The sequence below is a fragment of the Devosia sp. MC532 genome (genome assembly GCF_016461625.1).
Classification (GTDB): domain Bacteria; phylum Pseudomonadota; class Alphaproteobacteria; order Rhizobiales; family Devosiaceae; genus Devosia.
This window is the reverse complement of the sequence record NZ_JAEMNZ010000001.1, coordinates 201,535-223,367: the sequence shown is the minus strand read 5'-3', so window position 1 is coordinate 223,367 and position 21,833 is coordinate 201,535. Positions and strand designations below refer to the sequence as shown.

Annotated in this window: 18 protein-coding genes; 17 read left to right on the top strand and 1 reads right to left on the bottom strand. The window is 55.5% G+C overall.

Translation table 11 applies throughout. The features are described 5' to 3' along the window. Positions 1–30 precede the first annotated feature (30 nt). The 17 genes from JHC09_RS01010 to JHC09_RS00930 all read left to right on the top strand — a co-directional run bounded on the left by JHC09_RS01010 (position 31) and on the right by JHC09_RS00930 (position 20,481). On the top strand, positions 31–282 hold the full coding sequence (locus JHC09_RS01010) for a DUF1467 family protein (RefSeq protein WP_169193964.1): 252 nt from the start codon (positions 31–33) through the stop codon (positions 280–282). Positions 283–930: 648 nt separating this feature from the next. Further along, the gene (proS, locus tag JHC09_RS01005; RefSeq protein WP_199530464.1) at positions 931–2,280 is read left to right on the top strand and encodes a proline--tRNA ligase; all 1,350 of its coding nucleotides are present in this window, start codon (positions 931–933) and stop codon (positions 2,278–2,280) included. Between the two features lie 62 nt (positions 2,281–2,342). After that, positions 2,343–3,650, top strand: coding sequence for an ABC transporter permease (locus JHC09_RS01000; protein ID WP_199530743.1), 1,308 nt, complete (start codon positions 2,343–2,345; stop codon positions 3,648–3,650). Further along, complete coding sequence (locus JHC09_RS00995; RefSeq protein ID WP_199530463.1) at positions 3,643–4,329, top strand: ABC transporter ATP-binding protein; 687 nt, start codon at positions 3,643–3,645, stop codon at positions 4,327–4,329. The genes JHC09_RS01000 and JHC09_RS00995 overlap by 8 nt, the downstream gene beginning before the upstream one ends. A gap of 388 nt (positions 4,330–4,717) precedes the next feature. Further along, positions 4,718–8,179 (top strand): DNA polymerase III subunit alpha, encoded by a 3,462-nt coding sequence (gene dnaE / locus JHC09_RS00990; RefSeq protein WP_199530462.1) that lies wholly within the window; start codon positions 4,718–4,720, stop codon positions 8,177–8,179. Between the two features lie 353 nt (positions 8,180–8,532). Beyond that, the gene (gene rpsB / locus JHC09_RS00985; protein ID WP_169193960.1) at positions 8,533–9,285 is read left to right on the top strand and encodes a 30S ribosomal protein S2; all 753 of its coding nucleotides are present in this window, start codon (positions 8,533–8,535) and stop codon (positions 9,283–9,285) included. 111 nt (positions 9,286–9,396) lie between these two features. After that, positions 9,397–10,323 (top strand): translation elongation factor Ts, encoded by a 927-nt coding sequence (gene tsf, locus JHC09_RS00980; RefSeq protein WP_169193959.1) that lies wholly within the window; start codon positions 9,397–9,399, stop codon positions 10,321–10,323. A gap of 195 nt (positions 10,324–10,518) precedes the next feature. Continuing rightward, the gene (pyrH, locus tag JHC09_RS00975) at positions 10,519–11,238 is read left to right on the top strand and encodes a UMP kinase (RefSeq protein WP_169193958.1); all 720 of its coding nucleotides are present in this window, start codon (positions 10,519–10,521) and stop codon (positions 11,236–11,238) included. 72 nt (positions 11,239–11,310) lie between these two features. Continuing rightward, positions 11,311–11,871 carry a ribosome recycling factor gene (gene frr, locus JHC09_RS00970; protein WP_169193957.1) on the top strand — a complete coding sequence of 187 codons (561 nt, stop codon included), beginning with the start codon at positions 11,311–11,313 and terminating at the stop codon, positions 11,869–11,871. 30 nt (positions 11,872–11,901) lie between these two features. Further along, positions 11,902–12,663, top strand: coding sequence for an isoprenyl transferase (locus JHC09_RS00965; RefSeq protein WP_169193956.1), 762 nt, complete (start codon positions 11,902–11,904; stop codon positions 12,661–12,663). Next, complete coding sequence (locus tag JHC09_RS00960) at positions 12,660–13,520, top strand: phosphatidate cytidylyltransferase (protein WP_199530461.1); 861 nt, start codon at positions 12,660–12,662, stop codon at positions 13,518–13,520. Before JHC09_RS00965 ends, JHC09_RS00960 begins: the two co-directional genes overlap by 4 nt. A gap of 27 nt (positions 13,521–13,547) precedes the next feature. Continuing rightward, complete coding sequence (gene rseP, locus JHC09_RS00955) at positions 13,548–14,669, top strand: RIP metalloprotease RseP (protein WP_199530460.1); 1,122 nt, start codon at positions 13,548–13,550, stop codon at positions 14,667–14,669. Between the two features lie 143 nt (positions 14,670–14,812). Continuing rightward, on the top strand, positions 14,813–16,969 hold the full coding sequence (gene bamA, locus JHC09_RS00950) for an outer membrane protein assembly factor BamA (protein WP_199530459.1): 2,157 nt from the start codon (positions 14,813–14,815) through the stop codon (positions 16,967–16,969). A gap of 71 nt (positions 16,970–17,040) precedes the next feature. Then, positions 17,041–18,069, top strand: coding sequence for a UDP-3-O-(3-hydroxymyristoyl)glucosamine N-acyltransferase (gene lpxD, locus JHC09_RS00945; RefSeq protein ID WP_199530458.1), 1,029 nt, complete (start codon positions 17,041–17,043; stop codon positions 18,067–18,069). After that, the gene (gene fabZ / locus JHC09_RS00940) at positions 18,066–18,539 is read left to right on the top strand and encodes a 3-hydroxyacyl-ACP dehydratase FabZ (RefSeq protein WP_169193951.1); all 474 of its coding nucleotides are present in this window, start codon (positions 18,066–18,068) and stop codon (positions 18,537–18,539) included. Before lpxD ends, fabZ begins: the two co-directional genes overlap by 4 nt. After that, positions 18,536–19,339, top strand: a complete 804-nt coding sequence (gene lpxA, locus JHC09_RS00935) for an acyl-ACP--UDP-N-acetylglucosamine O-acyltransferase (protein ID WP_169193950.1) — start codon at positions 18,536–18,538, stop codon at positions 19,337–19,339. Before fabZ ends, lpxA begins: the two co-directional genes overlap by 4 nt. An 11-nt stretch (positions 19,340–19,350) precedes the next feature. After that, entirely contained in the window at positions 19,351–20,481 is a 1,131-nt protein-coding gene (locus JHC09_RS00930; protein ID WP_199530457.1) for a lipid-A-disaccharide synthase, read from the top strand. A 49-nt stretch (positions 20,482–20,530) separates the two neighbouring features. On the opposite strand, the gene gltA is transcribed toward JHC09_RS00930, so the two are convergent. Continuing rightward, positions 20,531–21,820 (bottom strand): citrate synthase, encoded by a 1,290-nt coding sequence (gene gltA, locus JHC09_RS00925; RefSeq protein ID WP_169193948.1) that lies wholly within the window; start codon positions 21,818–21,820, stop codon positions 20,531–20,533. Positions 21,821–21,833: the final 13 nt, after the last annotated feature.

The window sequence follows — 21,833 nt, the reverse complement described above, 5'->3', positions numbered from 1 at the left end:
TCTTCTGCTCTCGGACACGGATATCTCGCCATGCAAATCGGCTCCTTACTCGCAATTTACTTCGTGGCATGGTGGATCATTTTCGTGGCGGTCGTGCCGATGGGTTCCACTAGCCTTCACGAGGTGGGCGCCAAGGTTGAGCCTGGGCATGAGCCTGGGTCGCCGGTGAAACTACAGCTGATTAAGAAGGGCTTGCTCACCACCGTAATCGCGGCTTTCGTGACCGCAGGCCTGATCTACTTGATGACCCAGACCATTGTTGCAGACTATTGGAACCGATGAAGGCGTCACTTCGTCACTCGGCATCACAATCGTGCACTGCTTGGGGATTTCGCACACTACGTCCGAAATGATCCAAGCAAAGTCATCGTAATTACAGAGCAGAAAATTGTAGCGCGTAACTGGGGCTTCCAGTGCGCGCTATTTTCTTTATCTCGGCCATTGGAATTGATCCCGCCTGCTAACTTCGTCATGCGATAGGGTATTGGCTGATTTAGCTTTTGTTAGGGAATTTCGGTGCGTGAACGCTCGCCGCGCTAACGTCCCCTAGCATATATGCTGTCGATCATGAGAGAACCCTTTGGATGGGGTGCAGCAGCACACCGCGAACTGACGTGCCACATTAACTAAGCGTGATATCCTACTGTTCTGCAAACAAAAAAACAGGGCCAATGGCCCTGTTGGAAAGAGTTTAATCGACAATACGTTGGTCTTAGGCACGCTAAAAAGCGGCGGCCAACGCTCCTCCCTTGACGCTGTCGACGTCCAGCGGTTTTATTCCGCCGTAATATTATTGTTACGGAGCCTAACAATAGAATTTCGTCCTGCCAAGTAAAATCTGCATTGCTTGCATGCTTGCATCGAATGGACGAACGGGGTTTGAGTGGGCATCAACAGAACCACGAGTCGAACAGCGTATTCGGAGTAGCTATGCGCCTTTCCCGTTATTTCCTTCCGGTGCTGCGCGATGTGCCGAAGGAAGCCGAAATTGTATCGCATCGCCTGATGCTACGTGCAGGCTTGATCCGTCAGCAGGCTTCTGGGCTCTATTCTTGGTTGCCTGCAGGCTACAAGGTCCTGATGAAGGTCCAGCGCATCATCGAAGAAGAACAGAACCGCTCGGGTGCTGTTGAGTTGCTGATGCCGACCATTCAGTCGGCCGACCTCTGGCGTGAGTCTGGTCGTTACGATGCGTATGGCAAAGAAATGCTGCGCATCGAAGACCGTCACGAGCGTGAATTCCTCTATGGGCCGACCAATGAGGAGATGGTCACGGACATTTTCCGTACCTATGTGAAGTCATACAAGGATCTGCCGCTGAACCTCTACCACATCCAGTGGAAGTTCCGCGACGAAGTGCGCCCGCGTTTCGGCACCATGCGTAGCCGCGAGTTCCTGATGAAGGACGCCTATTCCTTCGATCTCGACAAGGACGCAGCGGTTGCCGCTTACGAACGCATGTTCGTGGCTTACCTGCGCACCTATGCTCGCATGGGGCTGACCGCCATTCCGATGCGCGCCGACACCGGCCCAATTGGTGGCGATCTCTCGCACGAATGGATCATTTTGGCTGAAACTGGCGAAAGCCAGGTCTTCTGCCACGCCGATCTTCTGCAGAAGCCAATTCCGGGCAAGGACGTGGATTTCCGTGGCGACCTCAAGCCAATCTTCAACGATTGGACTTCGCTCTACGCCGCGACCGAAGAAATGGTTGATCACGCCGAATACGAAGCCACTGTGCCGGAAGACAAGCGTGTCTCTGCCCGTGGTATCGAAGTTGGTCACATCTTCTATTTCGGCACAAAATACTCGGCTCCGATGAAGGCAAATGTCACCGGCCCGGACGGCAAGGACGTTACTGTGCACATGGGCTCGTACGGCATCGGCCTGACCCGCGTCGTTCCGGCGATAATCGAAGCTAACCACGACGAGAACGGCATCATCTGGCCGGTTTCTGTCGCCCCATTTGAAGCTGTGCTCATCAACCTCAAAAAGGGTGACGCTGACACCGACGCCGCTTGCGACAAGCTTTATGAAGAGCTTAACGCTGCTGGCCTCGATATGCTCTATGATGATCGCGATCAGCCAGCCGGCTCGAAGTTCGCGACTGCCGACTTAGTCGGCATTCCGTACCAGATCATTCTTGGACCGCGTGGCCTTAAAACCGGCGAAGTTGAGATCAAGCATCGTAAGTCGGGCGAACGTGAGACGCTGCCAATCGCAGCAGCTGTTGAGCGCCTCGTTAGCCTTATTGTACCGCAGCGGATGACCGACATTTGACCACGAGCGCCGAGGACGCAGCGACAAGCCGGCACACACGCCCGTTTGCGCGTTTCGAATGGATGATTGCTGGGCGCTATTTGCGCGCCCGCCGCAAGGAAGCTTTCATCTCCGTTATTGCCTCCCTCACCATGGTGGGGGTGGCGATAGGCGTGGCGACATTGATTGTCGTCATGTCCGTCATGAACGGGTTTCGTGGGGAGCTTCTCGACAAAATCCTCGGCCTTAATGGGCATTTCACCGCCCATCCTATCGAAAGCCAGTTCACCGACTATCAGGAGACGGTGAGCAAAATTGAAGCTGTCGACGGGGTTTCCTATGCAGTGACCTTCGTAGAGGGTCAGGTTTTGGCCAGTGGTCGCGGCGCCTCTTCAGGCGTCGTGGTCCGTGGCATGGACGAAGACAACCTCAAAAAGCTCAATCTGCTGTACAACTCTGCAGAGCAGGGCGGTTTTGACCAATGGGATGATAGTCGCGGCGTCGCTATCGGCTATCGCTTGGCCCAACAGTTGGGCGTCGGGCTTGGTGACGAAGTGCAGATCATTAATCCCGATGGATCAATGACGCCCTTTGGCTCCACGCCGCAGATCCGCTCTTACACGGTCAATGTCGTCTACAATGTCGGCATGGTCGAGTTTGACAGCCTCTATATGTACATGCCGCTCGAGCCCGCTCAGGACTATTTCAAAATGGTCGATGAGGTGCTCAAGCCCGGGCAGGGGCCACTCGACCCGCTGGCCAGCGATGAAGAAATCGACGCTGCCTATGAGCGTATCGGTCGCGTGTCGGCTATGGAAATTTTTATTGACGACCCCGACAATATTGCCGTGATGCGCGACCGTATCGCAGCCGTCGATGGACTGCGTCCGCTAATCCTTACCGATTGGCGTCAGCGCAACGAGACGTTCTTCTCTGCCTTGCAGGTCGAACGTGTTGTGATGTTCACCATACTCTCGATGATCATTCTCGTTGCCGCTTTCAACATCATCTCCAGCCTCATCATGCTGGTGAAGGATAAGGGCGCCGATATCGCCGTACTGCGCACAATGGGCGCAACACGGGGTTCGATCATGCGCATTTTCTGCATCACCGGCACAGCCATTGGCTTTATTGGCACCATCACCGGATTCTTGCTGGGCTTGGTCATTGCCTCAAATGCCGAGAATATCCGCTTGTTTATCTCCAACACATTCGGTGTGACGCTCTTCCCACCAGACGTGTTCTTCCTCTCGAGCTTGCCAAGCCGCGTTGACTACACAGAAGTCACGGTAATCGTGGTTATGGCGCTGAGCCTGAGTTTCCTCGCGACGCTCTATCCAGCTTGGCGTGCGGCTCAATATGACCCTGTGGAGGCTTTGCGCTATGAATAAGCCTCACCTAAAACTCTCCGCTGTTCACCGTCACTACGGCGAAGGGGAGCGTTTGGTTCGCGTACTCGATGCTGCCGATCTCACGGTCGAAAGCGGCGAGCTCGTCGCCTTGGTCGCCCCTTCTGGTGCTGGCAAGTCAACCCTGCTGCATCTCTGTGGTCTTCTCGAATCCCCGCAAGAGGGCGAGGTCGAAATCATCGGCGAAAAGACCAGCCAAATGGGCGACCGTGCCCGTACGCAGTTGCGCCGCACGACTGTTGGCTATGTCTATCAGTTCCATCATTTGCTGCCAGAATTCACCGCCTTGGAGAATGTAACTCTGCCACAGCTGATCGCTGGAGTGGATCAGAAGGCGGCCGCAACTCGGGCTATGGAACTGCTCAGCCTGCTCAATGTCGGCCATCGTGCATCGCACCGTCCGGCAGAGCTTTCGGGGGGTGAACAGCAACGTGTGGCCATCGCCCGCGCCGCAGCGAACCGTCCTCGCGTTATCCTTGCCGATGAGCCGACCGGCAACCTAGACCCTGAGACCAGTGATCTGGTGTTTGAGGCCCTCAAGAGCCTCATCCGCAACGAAGGTGCAGCCGCGCTGATTGCAACGCATAACTATGATCTCGCACGGCGGGCTGATCGTATCGTCACCATCCGGAACGGATTGGTCGTCCCGCACACGGTCTAACCCCAACACTCATTTGCGCAAAACTCGCTCCGGCATGGTTTCCTGCCGGGGCTTTTCTTTGGCAAATCCGTGTCGCCGAATCTTAACGGCTGTACGCGGTTCCTAACGATTTCCTAACCAGTTTCGCGGTGTTCCCGGTTTCACCAGTGTTCCCATCTAGGCGAGAACATAAATGGAACATATAAGAACAAACAGTGAAACACGGAGTTCAAAAATGCTCGATTTCGTTAAAGACCTCGCTGCCTTTGTCACCCTTGGCGCTTTCACCGTCGCGTCCCTGACTTGGGTCGACATTCTCACCCATTTCGCGTGATCGGTTGTGGAAGTCGGTAAACCGTGGTTTGACCAAAGAGGCTGACTGACTGAAGGTCAGACTCAGGAGAACCTCATGCGCGGCCCTGGCTTTATTCACCTTCACGTACACTCTGCCTTCTCTCTGCTCGAAGGCGCGATCCAGCTTGAGAATATTCTCAAGATGGCAGTCGAAGACGAGCAACCCGCCTTGGGGTTGGCAGACACAAGCAATCTTTTCGGTGCCTTGGAGTTCTCCGAAAAGGCAACGAAGAAGGGCATCCAGCCGCTGATCGGCATGGAAATGCAAATCGACTTTGCCGCTGCGGAAGAGCGCATTAGTGAGCGCGGACATGTGGCGTGGTCTGGAAAATCCAGCGTTGTGCTGATGGCGCAATCAGAGGAGGGGTTCGCCAATCTCTCTCGACTTGTGTCTAAAGCCTATATGGAAATGGACGGCGAAATTGGTCTGGCACGCGCCCAGCTCGATTGGCTTAACTCCGACAGTCTTGCTGGCCTGATCTGTCTCTCTGGTGGCCCAGAGGGCGCCATTGATATGCCATTCGCCATGGGCCAGGACGCTAATGCAACGCGCCGCCTCGATCGCTTGGCCGATCTGTTTGGCGATCGTTTCTACATCGAAGTTCAGCGCCACGGCCGCACCAGCGAAGCGATCGTTGAGCCGAAGCTAATCGATTACGCCTATCGCAAGGGCATACCGCTCGTCGCGACGAATGAGCCTTTCTTCAAATCTGCCAAAGAATACGAGGCGCACGACGCTCTGTTGGCAATCGCTGGTAGTTCCGTTATCGCGCAAACCGAGCGGCGCAAGCTGAACGACCAATATTATTTCAAGACCCGTGCGGAGATGATCGAGCTGTTCTCGGATCTCCCCGAGGCACTCGATAGCACGATTGAGATCGCCCAGCGCATGGCCTATCGCCCGCGCACACGTGGGCCCATTCTGCCCAAATTTGCTGCCGGATCGCACCAAACTGAAGATGAGGTTGTGGCAGCCGAAGGTGCTGTTCTTCGTGAGATGGCCGAAGCGGGCCTTAACATGCGCCTCCAGACGACGGGGATTGCTCCAGGCAAAACCGAGCAGGAGTATCGCGACCGACTGGATTTTGAGCTCACCATTATTGAGCGCATGAAATTTCCGGGCTATTTCCTGATTGTGGCCGACTTTATTCAGTGGTCCAAAGCGCAGGACATCCCGGTGGGTCCTGGGCGTGGTTCGGGTGCTGGCTCACTCGTCGCGTTCGCGCTGACGATTACCGACCTTGATCCCCTGCGTTACAATTTGTTGTTCGAGCGCTTCCTGAATCCGGAACGCGTGTCGATGCCCGACTTTGATATCGACTTCTGTCAGGATCGCCGTGAAGAGGTGATCCACTACGTTCAAGACAAATACGGCGCCGAACAGGTGGCGCAGATCATTACCTTCGGTACGCTGCAGGCTCGCGCTGTGTTGCGCGACGTCGGACGCGTATTGCAGATGCCTTATGGGCAAGTTGACCGTATCTGTAAGCTCGTACCGGCGAACCCTGCTGACCCTTGGTCTGTGGAGCGCACGCTCAAGGAAATCCCGCAGTTTAAGCAGATGGTCGACGAGGATGAGACCGTCGCCCAACTGGTTGAGATTGCGCAGTCACTCGAGGGCCTGTTCCGTCACGCATCGACCCACGCGGCCGGTATCGTGATTGGTGACCGTCCACTCCAAGAGTTGCTCCCGCTCTACCGAGACCCGCGCTCGGTCATGCCGGTCACCCAGTATAATTTGAAGTGGGTGGAGCCCGCGGGCCTAGTTAAGTTCGACTTCCTCGGCCTCAAAACGCTGACGACCATCCGTTACGCCGTCAACATGGTCAAAAATCGCGGCATTAACATCGATATCGACACGATACCGATCGATGACGCTGCAACCTACAATCTCTACTCTCGTGGCGACACCTACGGCATTTTCCAGTTTGAAAGTCCCGGCATGCGTCGCGCGTTGATGGACCTCAAGCCCGACCGTATTGAGGACTTGATCGCTATGAACGCGCTCTATCGTCCGGGTCCGATGGATAATATCCCGAGCTTCATTGATCGTAAGCACGGCAAGGAAGAGGTGAAGTATCCCCATCCGGCATTGAGTGAAGTGCTCGACGAAACCTATGGGATTATCGTCTATCAGGAGCAGGTGATGCAGATCGCCCAGCTTCTGTCCGGCTACTCTCTGGGTGAAGCAGACATGCTGCGCCGCGCGATGGGTAAGAAGATCAAAGCGGAAATGGATAACCAGCGTATCCGCTTCCGGGATGGTTCTGGTCCGCAAGGCGTAAGCGCAAAGCTTGCCGATGAAATCTTCGATCTTCTGGCCAAGTTTGCGAACTATGGTTTTAACAAGAGCCACGCGGCCGCTTACGCTTGGGTTTCCTACCAGACAGCCTATTTGAAAGAACACTTTCCGCACGAGTTCTACGCGGCGTCCATGACCCTCGATATGGCGCAGACCGATAAGCTTTCTGACTTCCGCCGTGAGGCAGGCAAGAAAAAGATTGAGGTCGTTTCTCCGTGCGTGAACCAATCTGAGGTGCTGTTTTCGGTGAAGAATGATCGCATCCATTACGGCCTTTCGGCCGTGAAGGGTGTTGGTCGTGCCATGGCAGAGCATATTGTTGAAGTTCGTGGTGATAAGACTTTCAAAGACTTAGGTGATTTTGCTCGCAGAATAGATCCGAAAGCGTTGAATAAGCGCACGTTGGAAACTCTGGTGAGCGCGGGTGCCTTTGATGGCATATCGCCAAGCCGCGAGATCGCCTTTGCAGCAGTCGAAACCATCATTGGTACGGCACAGGCTCTCAATGCCGATCGTAACAGCGGCCAGGTTTCGATGTTCGACAGCGCCGAAGATCAGCAGTTCCGCCTGCCGACCAATGTTCCAATTTGGAACTCAACAGAGCGTGCCGACAAAGAGCGTGCTGCCATCGGTTTCCACCTTTCAGCACACCCGCTCGATGCCTACACAGACATGTTCGAAAAGCTCCGGGTACAGAAGTGGGCGGATTTTGAGCGCGCGGTAAAAGATGGCGCAGGGGCCGGGCGCTTGGCAGGTACAGTGGCGTCTCGACAGGATCGGCGGACCAAAAAAGGTACGCCGATGATGATTTTGTCGCTGTCCGACCAGACGGGGACCTTTGAATGCATTGCATTCTCAGAACAGATCAAGGACTTCGGTGAGCTTTTGCAGCCCGGAAGGTCCGTGGTCCTGCAGGTTGGAGCTGATGAGCGCGATGGCAACGTCAGTCTTCGTCTCGTGTCTGCGCAGCCTATCGAAGGCATGGCGGAGCGTATCGAGCGCCAGTTGACCATCTTTGTTGAAGATCGCGAGGCCCTTGGGCCGACAGCCGCACAGTTGAAGCGGGGCGGGAACGGCGCTGTGAATTTCGTTGTCATCAGGGATGGTGGAGCGCGTGAGTACGAGATCGAACTGCCTGGGAAATACCAAGTGACGGCTGAAGTGGCCGGCGGGATCAAGTCTCTGCCTGGTATTACGGATGTGCGCTTCGCATAAAACAACGCGGGGGAGGTGAGCCGATAGCCCCTCCTCCCCCACTTAGGGGTTTTCACCCTTGTCCCCGTGATCTCGCACGGGTCTATGTTTGAACAATGCCACGGCTGATGTTCTGTTCCCCTAATCAGTCGGGTGAAATTGAGATAAACTTGTCTCGGCACGTCGTAAGCAAGACGTGAGACGCTTGCCAAAATACAGCTTCTAGCCTATATGGCGCACGCGTTCGGCCCAAGGTCGAGCGTGATCACACACACAAGGCAGGGCTTTTCTTTCGGGGGAAGCCAACCGGTGACAGTCCTAACAGACGGTCGCAATTGTCTTGTGGAGGAATCAACCGGTAAAAGGATAGCCCAATGGCACTCCCAGAATTCTCCATGCGTCAGCTGCTCGAAGCTGGCGTGCACTTCGGTCACCAGAAGCATCGCTGGAACCCGAAGATGGAACGCTTCATCTTTGGCGTACGTAACGACATTCACATTCTCGACCTGTCGCAGACCGTTCCGGCTCTGCAGCGCGCTCTTCAGCTGGTGTCTGACACCGTTGCTGATGGCGGTCGCGTTCTGTTCGTTGGTACCAAGCGCCAGGCAGCTCCGCTCGTTGCAGACGCTGCAAAGCAGTCGGCTCAGTACTTCGTCAACTCGCGTTGGCTCGGTGGTACTCTGACCAACTGGCAGACGATCTCGAACTCCATCTCGCGCCTGCGCGAACTGGAATCGATGTCTGACGCTGACAAGGCGCTCCGCACCAAGAAGGAACGTCTGATGATGTCCCGTGAACAGGAGCGTCTTGAGCGCGACCTGGGCGGCATCAAGGACATGGGCAACCTGCCGAACCTCCTGTTCGTGATCGACACGAACAAGGAAGAGAACGCGATTAAGGAAGCTCGTCGTCTGGGCATTCCGGTTGTCGCAATCGTCGACACCAACTGCGATCCGGATATCGTTGATTACGCTATTCCGGGTAACGACGACGCAAGCCGCGCTCTGGAACTTTATGTTTCGCTGATCTCCCGTGCAGCTCTCGACGGCATCGCCCGTTCGTCCAGCGCACTGGGTGCAGACCTGGGCGCTTCGAGCGAAGCTCCGGCAGAAGACCTGTCGGAATAAGCTGCTAACTAATCGTCACAAGGCGTGCCTCCTTCGGGAGGCACGCTGACCCTTTAGGGTCTTCCAGATACACATTGCGGTTCCGCGAGGGGCCGCCAAGAGGTGAACCCCATGGAAATCACTGCTGCAATGGTCAAGCAGCTCCGCGACTCGACTGGCGTCGGGATGATGGACTGCAAGAAGGCACTCGCTGAAACCAACGGCGACATGGAAGCTGCAATCGATTGGCTGCGCACCCGTGGCCTCGCGAAGGCTGCAAAGAAGGCTGACCGCGTTGCTGCGGAAGGTCTCGTCGGTGTTGCGACTGCTGGCGCGAAGGCTGCTGTCGTTGAAGTGAACTCTGAAACCGACTTCGTTGCTCGCAACGATCAGTTCCAGAACATCGTGACTGCAATTGCTAAGCTTGCACTCGACGCCGATGGCGACGTTGCTAAGCTCGGCGAAATGCCATTCCCAGGCGCTGGCCACTCGGTTTCTGCTGAACTGACCGAAGCGATCGCTAAGATCGGTGAAAACATGAACCTGCGCCGCACCCAGACCGTTTCGGTCTCGGATGGCGTGGTCGAAAGCTACATCCACAATGCGGTCAAGCCAGGCATTGGCAAGATCGGTATTCTGGTTGCTCTCGAATCGACCGGTGACAAGGCAGTCCTGTCTGCACTCGGCAAGCAGCTTGCGATGCACATCGCAGCAGCCCAGCCACAGGCAATTGCTCCGGAAGAACTGGATCAGGAAGTTGTCGCTCGTGAGCGCGCGATCATTCTTGAACAGGTCAAGGAATCGGGCAAGTCCGCTGAGATCGCTGAAAAGATGGTCGAAGGCCGTATGCGTAAGTACTTCGAAGAAGTCACGCTGCTGAGCCAGACTTTCGTCATCGACGGCGAAACCAAGGTTGCAGACGCAATCAAGAATGCTGAGAAGGACGCTGGCGCCCCGATCAAGCTGACCAAGTTCGTGCGTTTCGCTCTCGGCGAAGGCATTGAAAAGGTTGAAACTGACTTTGCTGCTGAAGTCGCTGCAACTGCAGGCGTAAAGTAAGCCATAGTTACGGCGGGTGGACCTTCGGGCCCGCCCGCTGCTCTCCGGCTGCGGCTAAGCGTCGGATTGAGCCAGTCTATTGTCTCGTTAAATACCTTGCGCAAACTTTGCCTTCCTTTTTGAGGGCGATTTGCCATAGGGTCTGTCTGGTGTTTCGCAGACACCGGTTTTACAATTTTGAAAAAGGGTTCGCCGATGTCTTCTGCTTACAAGCGCATACTGCTCAAGGTTTCGGGCGAGGCGCTAGCGGGTGATAACTCATTCGGCATAGAGCCAAAGTTTCTCCATGGTGTTGCTGAGCAGATCGCGCAGGTTGCGCGCGATGGTGTTCAGGTCGCCATCGTAGTTGGTGGCGGTAACATTTTCCGCGGAATGTCTGGTGCAGCTGATGGCACTGATCGTGTCACTGCCGATGCTATGGGCATGTTGGGGACCATGATCAACGCTCTGGCACTGTCTAACGCGATCTCGCGTCAGGGCCTCAAGGCTAAGCCATTCAGCGCGGCGACCATGCCATCGGTTGCAGATACATACACCGCCCGTGATGCCAAGCAGGCCCTCGAGGAGGGTTTTGTCGTGGTGCTGGGTGGCGGGACGGGCAATCCCTTCTTCACAACGGATACGGCCTCGACGCTTCGCGCGATCGAGCTGGAATGCGATGTTGTTCTCAAGGGGACCAAGGTCGATGGCGTGTATTCCGCTGATCCGATGAAGGACCCTACAGCGACGCGTTACGACGCAATCAGCTTTGAAGAGGTGATTGCTCAGAATCTTAAGGTAATGGACACGTCTGCATTCGCTCTTGCGCGTGACAACGCCATGCCGATCATCGTATATGCGCTGGATGACGCCGCAGGTCTTACCGGCATCTTGGAAGGCAAGGGCCGTTCCACGATCGTTGGTAAGTCTGCATAAGCCAGCAGCAGAATCTGTCGATGTGCGCTATGATTTGCGCACTCGAGAATAGGACTGGAAGGATAACCGACCATGGCATCTGCCTATAACCTCAGCGATCTCAAGACGCGCATGCAGAAGTCGATCGCGTCGCTCAAGGACGAATTGAGCGGTCTTCGTACGGGTCGCGCAAGCGCCAGCCTCTTGGAGCCAGTTGTTGTTGAAGCCTATGGCTCGCGCATGCCGCTCACCCAGGTGGCGACCGTGACTGTCCCTGAGCCGCGTATGCTTTCGGTGCAGGTGTGGGACCGTTCAATGGCTAACGCCGTTGAAAAGGCCATTCGCGATAGCGGTCTCGGTCTGAACCCAATGGGTGAAGGTCAGGTGATCCGCGTTCCTCTTCCGGAGCTGAACGAACAGCGCCGTAAGGAACTCGCTAAGGTCGCTCACAACTATGCAGAAGCTGCGCGCGTTGCTGTGCGTCATATTCGACGTGACGGTATGGATGCCCTTAAAAAGGCTGAAAAAGACGGCGACATGAGCCAAGATGACTCGAAGAAGCAGTCTGAACTTGTTCAGAAGGCCACTGACGATGCTGTTGCAGAAATCGATACGGTCGTAGCAGCAAAAGAACAGGAAATTCTACAGGTTTAAGGCTTGTAGGTTCCGAGCCTGGAGGGGCTTATGGCTGGGGAACCCGCCGCAAAGATCAACGCTGTTTCAGGGTCGGGATGGAAAATTCCGGCCCATATTGGCGTTATTATGGACGGCAACGGACGCTGGGCTAAGCAGCGCGGAAAGATGCGAACGGAAGGACACGTCGAAGGCGTGAAGTCCCTGCGTAACTGCGTCGAGCTCTGCATTACGCACGGCGTGGATTACCTCACCGTTTTCAGTTTCTCATCGGAGAACTGGACGCGCCCTCCCGAAGAAGTGTCCTTTATATTCAATCTTCTACGCCGCTTTGTTGCGTCGGATTTGCAGAAGCTTATCCGGAACAACGTCCGTGTCCGGATCATTGGGTCGCGCCATCAGCTGGACGCGTCGATGGTTCGCTTGATCGAAGATGTTGAGGCAAAAACGTCTGCCAATACCGGGCTGACACTTGTCGTAGCTTTCAACTATGGCAGTAAAGCTGAATTGGTTGAGGCGACACGTCATCTCGCGGCAGAAGTCGCTGCCGGCCGGTTGAAGCCCGAGGACATCACAGAGCAACACGTCTCCAATGCTCTCTACACTGCGGGTATTCCGGATCCTGACGTCATCATTCGCACAAGCGGCGAGCAACGTCTTTCAAACTTTCTGCTGTGGCAGTCGGCATATGCTGAGTTCGTTTTTGTGGACGAACATTGGCCTGATTTCGACGAGCAGAGTTTTACCCGAGTACTAGAGATTTATACCAAGCGAGATCGACGCTTTGGCGGTATTGGAGCTGTGGCCAGTTGAGTAAATCAAAAGGCCCCGCGTCGAGCCAAAACACGCCTGTTCGTCGCTCTTGGGCAGATGTGGGACCGCGCCTAGTTTCAGCGTTGGTCCTCATCGCCTTGACCGTTGTGTCTCTCTATTTGGGTGGACTCTGGTTTGCGCTGGTGGTCAGCGCGGTCTTCGCTGGTTGCTATCGCGAGTGGGAGACCATGGTTTCTCGCCAGCCGATCACCCCTAGGGGCATTGCCATTGTGGCGCTTGTCGCTCTGTCGGGGGTGGTGTTTCCATTCTTCGGCTTTGTCTGGTCTCTCGCTGCTGTGGCGATTGCCTGCGGTGTGGCGTTGACCATGGGGCGTGGGGAGATCTTGTGGCGTATAGTCGGCATTGTGCTGTTCAGTGCGCTCACCATCTCGGCGCTGTTAATGCGCGGTGCCGGCGATCTGGGTATCGTTGCTGGTGTGTTTTTGGGCACCTGCGTATGGATGACGGACTCAGCGGCGTTTTTTACAGGTCGCCAGATCGGCGGCGAGAAATTGGCACCAGCCATTTCGCCGTCTAAAACTTGGTCAGGGGCTCTGGGCGGCTTGGCTTTAGGGACGATTGCGGGCCTCGCGGTCTGGATGGTGCTTACGCCGTCGCCGTGGTGGATTGGTTTGATTATCGCTGCATCCATCAGTGTACTGGGGCAGGTGGGTGACCTCACCGAAAGCAGCATAAAGCGCTGGTTCCGCATTAAAGACACGGGCGACATCATTCCTGGCCACGGTGGACTGATGGATCGCCTTGATAGCCTCACATTCGGCTTGTTTTTGGTGGTGATTATCGGTGCCGCCCATCAGGGCTTTGGCTCCGTCGCTGAAGGCCTGCTGCACTGGTAGTTTGCCAGTGCCACTATAAGGAATACCATGTTCGACGCCTTTTTATGGCTCAATGCCATTTGGATCATCGCTGCGATCGTCTTCATCCACGAGATGGGGCATTATCTTGTCGCACGTTGGAATGGCGTGGCTATCCAGGCATTTTCTGTCGGTTTTGGTCCTGAGATTATCGGTTGGAATGATAAGCACGGCACTCGTTGGAAGATTTCAGCGATCCCTCTCGGTGGTTATGTTCGCTTCCTTGGTGACATGAATGAGGCCAGCGCGCCTGATCCTGAGGTCATGAAGAATATTGACCCGGCTCTGGCGCCGCGCTTGTTCATGAATAAGAATGTTTGGCAGCGGATCTCCATCGTTCTCGCTGGTCCCGTCGCAAACATCATCCTGACATTCGTCATCCTCTATGTGCTGCTCATGAGCTATGGGCGCTACATTATTCCGCCCACGATCGGCGACGTGTTGCCAGCCTCTGTCGCGGCTGAAGCAGGTTTTGAGCCGGGCGATATGATCATCTCTGTGGACGGTTACAAAGTTCGCGGGTTTGACGACTTCCAGCGATTCATCGCGACCAGCCCTGAGCGCGAAGTCAGTGTTGTCTTGGAGCGGAACGGTGGCGAACGTGCTATTGCACTAACACCAGAGGCTGTTTCGGTTGAAGATCGTTTCGGCAACAATCAGCGTATCGGCCGGATCGGGGTAACGCGTGACGTTACTCAAGAGGAAGTTGCGCTGTACAAGCCGGGTCCAGTCGAAGCCATCGGCATGACCTTTGAGGAAATCCGCTTTATTATTCAGCGCACTGCGGCGTTCCTGGGTGACTTCTTTGTTGGCCGCGGAGACGTGGAGCAGCTTGGCGGTCCTGTCAAAGTTGCGAAGGTTTCCGGGGAAGTAGCGACCTTGGGAGTCGTCGCGCTGATCAATCTGATGGCGCTGCTGTCCCTCAACATTGGCATATTCAATCTCCTGCCAGTTCCCATGCTTGATGGGGGGCACTTGCTCTATTACGCCGTTGAGGCGGTCAGGGGTAAACCTCTGAGTATGAGGGTGCAGGAGATCGGCTATCGCTTTGGATTTGCTTTGGTTGTCGGCCTTATGGTCTTTACGCTCTTTAATGATACACTTTTCGCATATTTCGGAATTCTGCGCTAACTGCGGGTTAACCTTAACTGGCAGTGTGTTGCGTGAATACAAGGGTTGAGACGAATAACTTGCGTTCTGCGAGGTACGGGGTTGTTCCAAATTCAAAAAACAGTAAAACACTTCAATGGAGTTTGCTTGGGGAGGCGCTGTGCATGGCGATTCCCCGGGCGGTCGCAGAAGGCAAAAACAATATGATCTACCCCACCAAGCTGATGCGTGGCGCGGTTTCCGCGATCGCCATACTCGGGGCTTCGTCCCTCGCTGCTGGTGTTCCTGTTGTCGGCGCTGTCGCTGCCTACGCTCAGGAACAGCTGGTTGCCTCGGTTCTCTTTGAAGGCAATCGTGCAATTCAGGATAGCAAGCTGGTCGACATGGTTGACCTGTCGAGTTCTGGTATTTTCTCGCAAGCACGTCTTGCTGCCGACGTTGAGAGTATCCGTCGTGCGTATGATGCGCAGGGCTATCGCGGTGTTACCGTGACGGCGCGCACTGAAGCGACTGCTGATAGTCGCGTTCGTGTTATCTTCCAGATTAATGAAGGCAATCGCTCTGGCATTGCTGGGATTAATTTCACCGGTAATAACGCGATTGGTTCTGGCAACCTTAAGGGTGCCATGCTGACCAAGGAAACTGGTCTGCTGAGCTGGTTGGTTCGTGATGACTCCTACGATGAGCGTAAGCTTGCCGTGGATCGTGAACGCCTTCGTCTCTACTACGCAAACCGTGGTTACCCAGATGCTCAGGTGAACTCGGTTGTTGAATTTGACGCTGCGCGCAATGCGTACTTCATCAACGTCACTGTTAATGAAGGTCAGCGTTACAAGATTGGTAATGTTGGTATCGAAACCAGCATCAGTGGTCTGAATACTGACGCGCTGCGCGGTACGGTTCGTACAGGCAAGGGTTCGACCTATTCGGCTGATGCGCTGCAGAAGTCCATCGAGGCGATGGCGTATGAAGCGACGGCGCAGGGTTATTCCTTTGCTGACGTTCGTGCTCGCCTTGATCGTGACGTTGCGACCGGCACGTTTAACGTAACTTACCTGGTTGATGAGGGTGCGCGCATTTATGTTGAGCGCATCAACATCAGTGGCAACGTGAAGTCGCGTGACTTTGTTATTCGCCGTGAATTTGACTTCGCAGAAGGCGATGCGTTCAATCGCTCGATGGTCGTTCGCGGTCGTCAGAATCTCGAAAATCTTGGCTATTTCACTAAGGTCGATATCTCGACCGCGCAGGGTTCCTCTGCCGATAAGATCATCCTCAACATTAATGTTGAAGAAGGTCCGACTGGTGAATATGGCGCAACCGCAGGTTACTCCACTTCGGATGGTATCCTTGGTGAGCTGTCGCTGACCGAGCGCAACTTCCTTGGTCGTGGTCAGTACCTTCGTGCTGCAATCGGTGCATCGGAGTCGGGCCGTACGTTCGACTTCTCCTTCACCGAGCCGCGTTTCATGGGTACCCGGGTTTCGGCTGGTATTGATGCGTATCACCGCATTAGCGACGAAAACTCGAATAGCTTCTACGGTACTCAGGCAACTGGCGGTCAGCTGCGCTTTGGCATCCCGATCACCAGCGCACTATCGAGCTCGGTTTTCGTCGGTGGCGAGCATAAGGTTATCGCTGACGCGAAGGATCCGTACTCGGCTCTCGTGGATGATGGTCAGGTCTTCAATAAGGCATTTGTTGGCTACTCGCTGACTTGGAATTCTCTGAACGATCAGAAGAAGCCAAGTGAAGGTCTGCTTGCAACCTTCACACAGCAGTACATTGGCTGGGATCATAACCTGCTCAAGACCGAGGCACGCGGTCGCTACTTCATGCCTCTGATTCCAGATGCTGGTGTGGTCGGTAGTGTGCGCGCTCAGGCTGGTATCATCAATTCCATGGACGGTGGTGCCGTTCCAGCGGTTGAGGCCTTCTCGGCTGGTTCGCAGCTGGTTCGTGGTTTCCAGGGGCGTGGTGTCGGTCCGCGCCTCGACAATGGCGAATACCTCGGCATGACCTACTATGCTGGTATTTCGGCTGAAGTTCAGTTCCCAATCCCTGGTCTGCCAGAGAGCTACGGTCTGAGCGGTGCAGTGTTTGCTGACGCGGCATATGTCGGTAGCGAACATCTTCCAGGTCTCGGCGGCGGCGCACTTGCTGCGGGCAGCGTTGATGAACCTTGGAAGGCTTCGGTTGGCGCGTCCCTGATCTGGGATTCACCATTCGGCCCGCTCCGTGGTGACGTTGCTCACGTGTTGAACAAGGCCACAGACGATCGTACTCAGGTGTTCCAGTTTACGATCTCCAGCTTGCTCTAATCAGAGCAACGTGACAGATATTTTCGAGCCGCGGCGCGGTCGCCCGCGGCTCGTTTATTTTGAGTGACAGTATGGTTGATACGCGTTTCCACCGTTTTGCCGGGCCTGTCCAGTTGGGCGCGCTGCTTACTAGCATCGGTCGTGAGGATCTTGTTCCAGACCTTAGCCGGCCGGACTACCTTGTAGCGGGCGTTTCAGAACTAGAACTTGCAGGGCCAGGCGAGATCGCATTTGCGGCTCATCCGAGCTACGCGAGTGAGTTACGCCAGTCGTCTGCTGGCATTGTGTTGGTTTCCCCAAATCTGGTTGATGACGCTCCTAAGGGAGCGATTGTCGTTGCGACCACGGGTACCCATAACGTTTTTGCAGACATTCTGGATGCGCTTTACCCATCCAACACACGGTCGATCATTGCGGGTCTGCGTGACGATCTCGCAGAGCCGCTGATTGAGGCTGATGTCTATCTCGGCGCTAATGTCGCTGTTGGGCAGGGCGTTGAAATCGGTCGCGGGACGGTTATCGGCGCCAATGCCGTCATTGGGGCAGGGGTCACCATCGGGCGCAATTGCGTTATTGGTGCCAATGTAACTTTGGAATGCGCCCATTTGGGCAATGGCGTTGTGCTGCACCCCGGTGTGCGGATTGGCACGGAAGGCTTTGGCTGGCTGGATCACGGCCGGACGAACAGGAAGATCCCGCAGCTCGGTCGCGCGATTATTCAAGATCGTGTTGAAATTGGCGCGAATTCGACAATTGATCGTGGCGCGCTTGGGGATACCGTGATCGGCGAAGGCACAAAGGTCGACAACCTCGTGCAGATCGGTCACAACTGCAAAATTGGTCGCAATTGTCTGATTGCGGCGATGTCCGGGCTATCTGGGTCTACTATCGTTGAAGACAGCGTGCTTCTTGGTGGTGGGGTCGGGACCTCAGGGCACCTGAGAATTGGTACTCGCTCCGTGGTTCATGGTCGCGCTGCGGTGACCAAGGATTGGCCAGCGGATTCTAAGCTTGCTGGTGCTCCGGCTCAGGATATTAGAGATTTCTGGCGAGAACTCGCCATCATGCGCAAACTAACAAAGGGTGAGAAGCGGGGATGACTGAAACTACCGCCGTGACCGAACTCGATGCGATGAGCATTGGTGAAATTCTGGAAGCCCTCCCACACCGTTACCCGTTCTTGATGATCGACAAGATCATCGAAATTGACGGTGACGAGAGTGCTGTTGGTGTGAAGAACGTCACCTACAACGAGCCTATTTTTACCGGCCACTTCCCCGGTAATCCGATTTTTCCTGGTGTGCTCATCATCGAAGGCATGGCCCAGACGGCCGGTGCTATCGTGATTAAGCACGATTCCAATGGCGGCAAGAAAAACGTCGTTCTGATGCTTGGCGTTGATAAGGCCAAGTTCCGCAAGCCAGCAGGTCCGGGCGACACGATTGAGTTTCATATCGCTAAGATCCAGCGTCGTCGCAACGTCGGGCGCTATGGCGCGCAAGCCAAGGTCAATGGTGTGGTGATTGCGGAAGCGGAAATCACTGCCATGATTGTTGGTGCCGACGAGTGAGCAGTTTGACTATCCATCCGACAGCAATCGTTGATAAAAACGCTCAGCTCGGTGCGGGCGTCCGTATTGGGCCGTATTGCATTGTCGGACCTAACGTCAAACTGGGCGACAATGTGGAACTGGTGTCCCATGTCTCCATCGACGGCCGCACCACAATCGGTGCCGGTACAAAGATCTTCCCCTTCGCTTCGATTGGGCATCAACCTCAGGATTTGAAGTTCCACGGCGAAGAGTCCTATCTCGAGATCGGTGAGCGCAACACCATCCGTGAGTCCGTCACCATCAACCCGGGAACGGAAGGTGGCGGTCTATATACGCGGATTGGCAATGACTGTTTGCTGATGGCCTGTTCGCATGTGGCTCACGATTGCCAGGTTGGCAATAATGTGGTGCTGGCCAATTACGTTGGTCTGGCCGGCCATTCGATTGTCGGCGATCACGTCGGCTTTGGCGGCATATGTGCGGTGCGCCAGTTCGTGCGTATTGGGCATCATGCCTTCATCGGCGCGCAGAGCATGATTGATGCTGACGTCATTCCTTATGGCTTGGCTGTCGGCAATCGTGCGCGACTGGGTGGGTTGAACCTCGTTGGTTTGAAGCGTCGCGGCTTTGATCGTGATGCAATTCATTCATTGCGTGCTGCCTATCGCATGATCTTCTCGCAAGAGGGGACGCTTCGCGAGCGCGTTGAAGACGCCGCTGAGATGTTTAAAGACAAGCCGCTGGTGCAAGACGTGGTGAACTTCATTACCGCTGAAGATCGCCCCCTCATTCAGCCGCGTGATCTAGACGAAGAGTAAGAGTAGAGAACATGACGAGCCCGCTTCGTCTCTTTATCCTTGCGGGCGAGCCATCTGGCGACCGCATTGCTGCAGATCTCGTGTCACGATTGCAGGCGCGTGTGCCGCTTGAATTTGCCGGGGTAGGGGGTGAAGCACTCTCTGCCCTAGGTCTCAAATCATTTTTTGATATGAATGAGCTGTCGGTCATGGGCTGGGCTGACGTGTTACCACGCCTGCCCAAATTGCTTTGGCGGTCGCGGCAGGTCGCGCGGGCCATTGTTAAGGCTCGGCCCGATGTTGCGGTATTGGTCGACTCTCAGGTCTTTAACGCCATTGTTGCCAAGCAGGTTCACAGGCTGGCTCCCGAAATTCCAGTGGTGCTTTGTGTCGCTCCCGCCGTTTGGGCTTGGAAGCCTGAGCGGGCCAAGTCGTTGAGTCCAAAGTTTCGCGAGATACTATCTGTTTTGCCCTTTGAGCCAGCGTTTATGCGCGCGGCTGGCGGGCCGGACACGAACTATATCGGCCACCCGGCGACAAGCGTATTCAAACAGCGCTCAGAAGTGCCCAAGAGCGGACCGCTGATGCTCTTGCCAGGCAGCCGTGAGGGCGAGTTGCGTCGCCATCTGCCACTGATGGCCGAAGTGGCAAAGCGACTGGCTGATCATCCTCGTGTCACTGGTTTTGTGCTTCCGACACCGAGCCGTCTTAAAGCGCGCGTAGAGCGTGAAACCAGCCAGTGGCCGGTTGCCGTTGAGGTCATTACAGGTGATGAACGTCGCGCTGCCGCTCTGGACAGCGCCGTGGCGGCTGTCGCGGTGACTGGTACCGTCACGCTTGAGCTGGCGCTTTCTGGTGTGCCCATGGTCACGACCTATGTTGCCGATAAGGGGCAGGCTAAGCGCTGGGTGAAGTATAAGGTGAAGTACGCCTCGCTCCCCAACGCGATCCTCGATCAGCCGCTGGTGCCCGAGGTTCTGCAGCTCGAAGCGGACCCCGCGGCACTCGTCGCGCAAATCACTCAGCTTCTCGACGAACCGGCAAGCAGCCAAGCGCAGTTGCATGGCTTTGCGCGTATTCGCACTCTTATGGAACATGGAGAAGAGGGCGAGCCACGGGTTGATCCCGTTGAGCGCATCCTTCGCTACTATAATCCGGAATGAAAAAGGCCCCGCAATGCGGGGCCTAATTTTATGATGATCTGACCTACGATTAGCGGGTTTCGATCGGAGCGTAATCGCGTGCGGTCGCGCCTTGATACAGCTGGCGCGGGCGGCCGATCTTCTTCTGAGGATCGCCGATCATTTCCTTCCACTGGCTGATCCAGCCAACGGTACGCGCCACCGCGAACAGAACGGTGAACATCGAGGTCGGGAAGCCGATCGCATCCAGGATCACGCCCGAATAGAAGTCGACGTTCGGATAAAGCTTGCGATCGATGAAGTACTGGTCTTCCAGCGCAATGCGCTCGAGTTCCTGGGCGACCTGCAGGGTTGGATTGTTCTCAACGCCGAGGATAGCCAGAACTTCCTTGGCGGTCTGCTGCATGACCTTCGCACGAGGGTCGAAGTTCTTGTAGACGCGGTGACCAAAGCCCATCAGGCGGAATGGATCGTTCTTGTCTTTCGCACGAGCGATGAACTCGGGAATGCGATCAACAGTGCCGATTTCCCGCAGCATGTTGAGGCATGCTTCGTTGGCGCCGCCGTGAGCAGGTCCCCAGAGGCAAGCAACACCGGCAGCGATACAGGCGAATGGGTTCGCGTCAGACGAGCCGGACAGGCGCACGGTCGAGGTCGATGCGTTCTGTTCGTGGTCTGCGTGCAGGGTAAAGATCAGGTCCATCGCACGGGCGATTTTCGGATCTACCTTGTACTGTTCGGCAGGAACCGAGAAGCACATGTGCAGGAAGTTCGCTGCATAATCCAAGTCGTTACGTGGATAGACGAAGGGCTGACCGACCGAATATTTATACGCCATAGCTGCGAGCGTAGGGATCTTGGCGATCATACGGATCGAGGCGATCTCGCGCTGCTGTGGGTCATTGATGTCGGTGGAGTCGTGGTAGAACGCCGCCATAGCGCCCACGACACCAGTCATGATGGCCATAGGATGCGCGTCGCGACGGAAGCCGCGATAGAAATAGTGCATCTGCTCATGCACCATTGTGTGGCGGGTGACGACCTCGTCGAAGTCCTTCAGCTGAGCTGCAGTTGGCAGTTCGCCGTAGAGGAGGAGGTAGGAAACTTCGAGAAAGCTGGAGTGCTCGGCCAGTTGTTCGATTGGGTAACCGCGATAGAGAAGCTCGCCTTTGTCACCATCAATATAGGTGATGGCGCTATCGCAGGCGGCTGTCGAGGTGAAACCGGGGTCGTATGTGAACAGACCGGTCTTGGCATAGAGTGAACGGATATCAACCACATCTGGTCCGACCGACCCGCTCAGGATCGGGAACTCATGGGTTTCATCTCCGATGACGAGTTTGGCGACTTTGTCGGTCATAGAGCACTCCTCG

Excerpts from the sequence above, each read along its gene's own strand:
- dnaE (WP_199530462.1), top strand. The coding sequence starts at position 4,718 with ATGCGCGGCCCTGGCTTTATTCACCTTCACGTACACTCTGCCTTCTCT.
- pyrH (WP_169193958.1), top strand. The coding sequence starts at position 10,519 with ATGTCTTCTGCTTACAAGCGCATACTGCTCAAGGTTTCGGGCGAGGCG.
- frr (WP_169193957.1), top strand. The coding sequence starts at position 11,311 with ATGGCATCTGCCTATAACCTCAGCGATCTCAAGACGCGCATGCAGAAG.
- JHC09_RS00995 (WP_199530463.1), top strand. The coding sequence starts at position 3,643 with ATGAATAAGCCTCACCTAAAACTCTCCGCTGTTCACCGTCACTACGGC.
- gltA (WP_169193948.1), bottom strand. The coding sequence starts at position 21,820 with ATGACCGACAAAGTCGCCAAACTCGTCATCGGAGATGAAACCCATGAG.
- JHC09_RS01010 (WP_169193964.1), top strand. The coding sequence starts at position 31 with ATGCAAATCGGCTCCTTACTCGCAATTTACTTCGTGGCATGGTGGATC.
- fabZ (WP_169193951.1), top strand. The coding sequence starts at position 18,066 with ATGACTGAAACTACCGCCGTGACCGAACTCGATGCGATGAGCATTGGT.
- rpsB (WP_169193960.1), top strand. The coding sequence starts at position 8,533 with ATGGCACTCCCAGAATTCTCCATGCGTCAGCTGCTCGAAGCTGGCGTG.
- JHC09_RS00930 (WP_199530457.1), top strand. The coding sequence starts at position 19,351 with ATGACGAGCCCGCTTCGTCTCTTTATCCTTGCGGGCGAGCCATCTGGC.
- bamA (WP_199530459.1), top strand. The coding sequence starts at position 14,813 with ATGGCGATTCCCCGGGCGGTCGCAGAAGGCAAAAACAATATGATCTAC.
- rseP (WP_199530460.1), top strand. The coding sequence starts at position 13,548 with ATGTTCGACGCCTTTTTATGGCTCAATGCCATTTGGATCATCGCTGCG.
- JHC09_RS00965 (WP_169193956.1), top strand. The coding sequence starts at position 11,902 with ATGGCTGGGGAACCCGCCGCAAAGATCAACGCTGTTTCAGGGTCGGGA.
- proS (WP_199530464.1), top strand. The coding sequence starts at position 931 with ATGCGCCTTTCCCGTTATTTCCTTCCGGTGCTGCGCGATGTGCCGAAG.
- lpxD (WP_199530458.1), top strand. The coding sequence starts at position 17,041 with ATGGTTGATACGCGTTTCCACCGTTTTGCCGGGCCTGTCCAGTTGGGC.
- tsf (WP_169193959.1), top strand. The coding sequence starts at position 9,397 with ATGGAAATCACTGCTGCAATGGTCAAGCAGCTCCGCGACTCGACTGGC.
- JHC09_RS01000 (WP_199530743.1), top strand. The coding sequence starts at position 2,343 with ATGATTGCTGGGCGCTATTTGCGCGCCCGCCGCAAGGAAGCTTTCATC.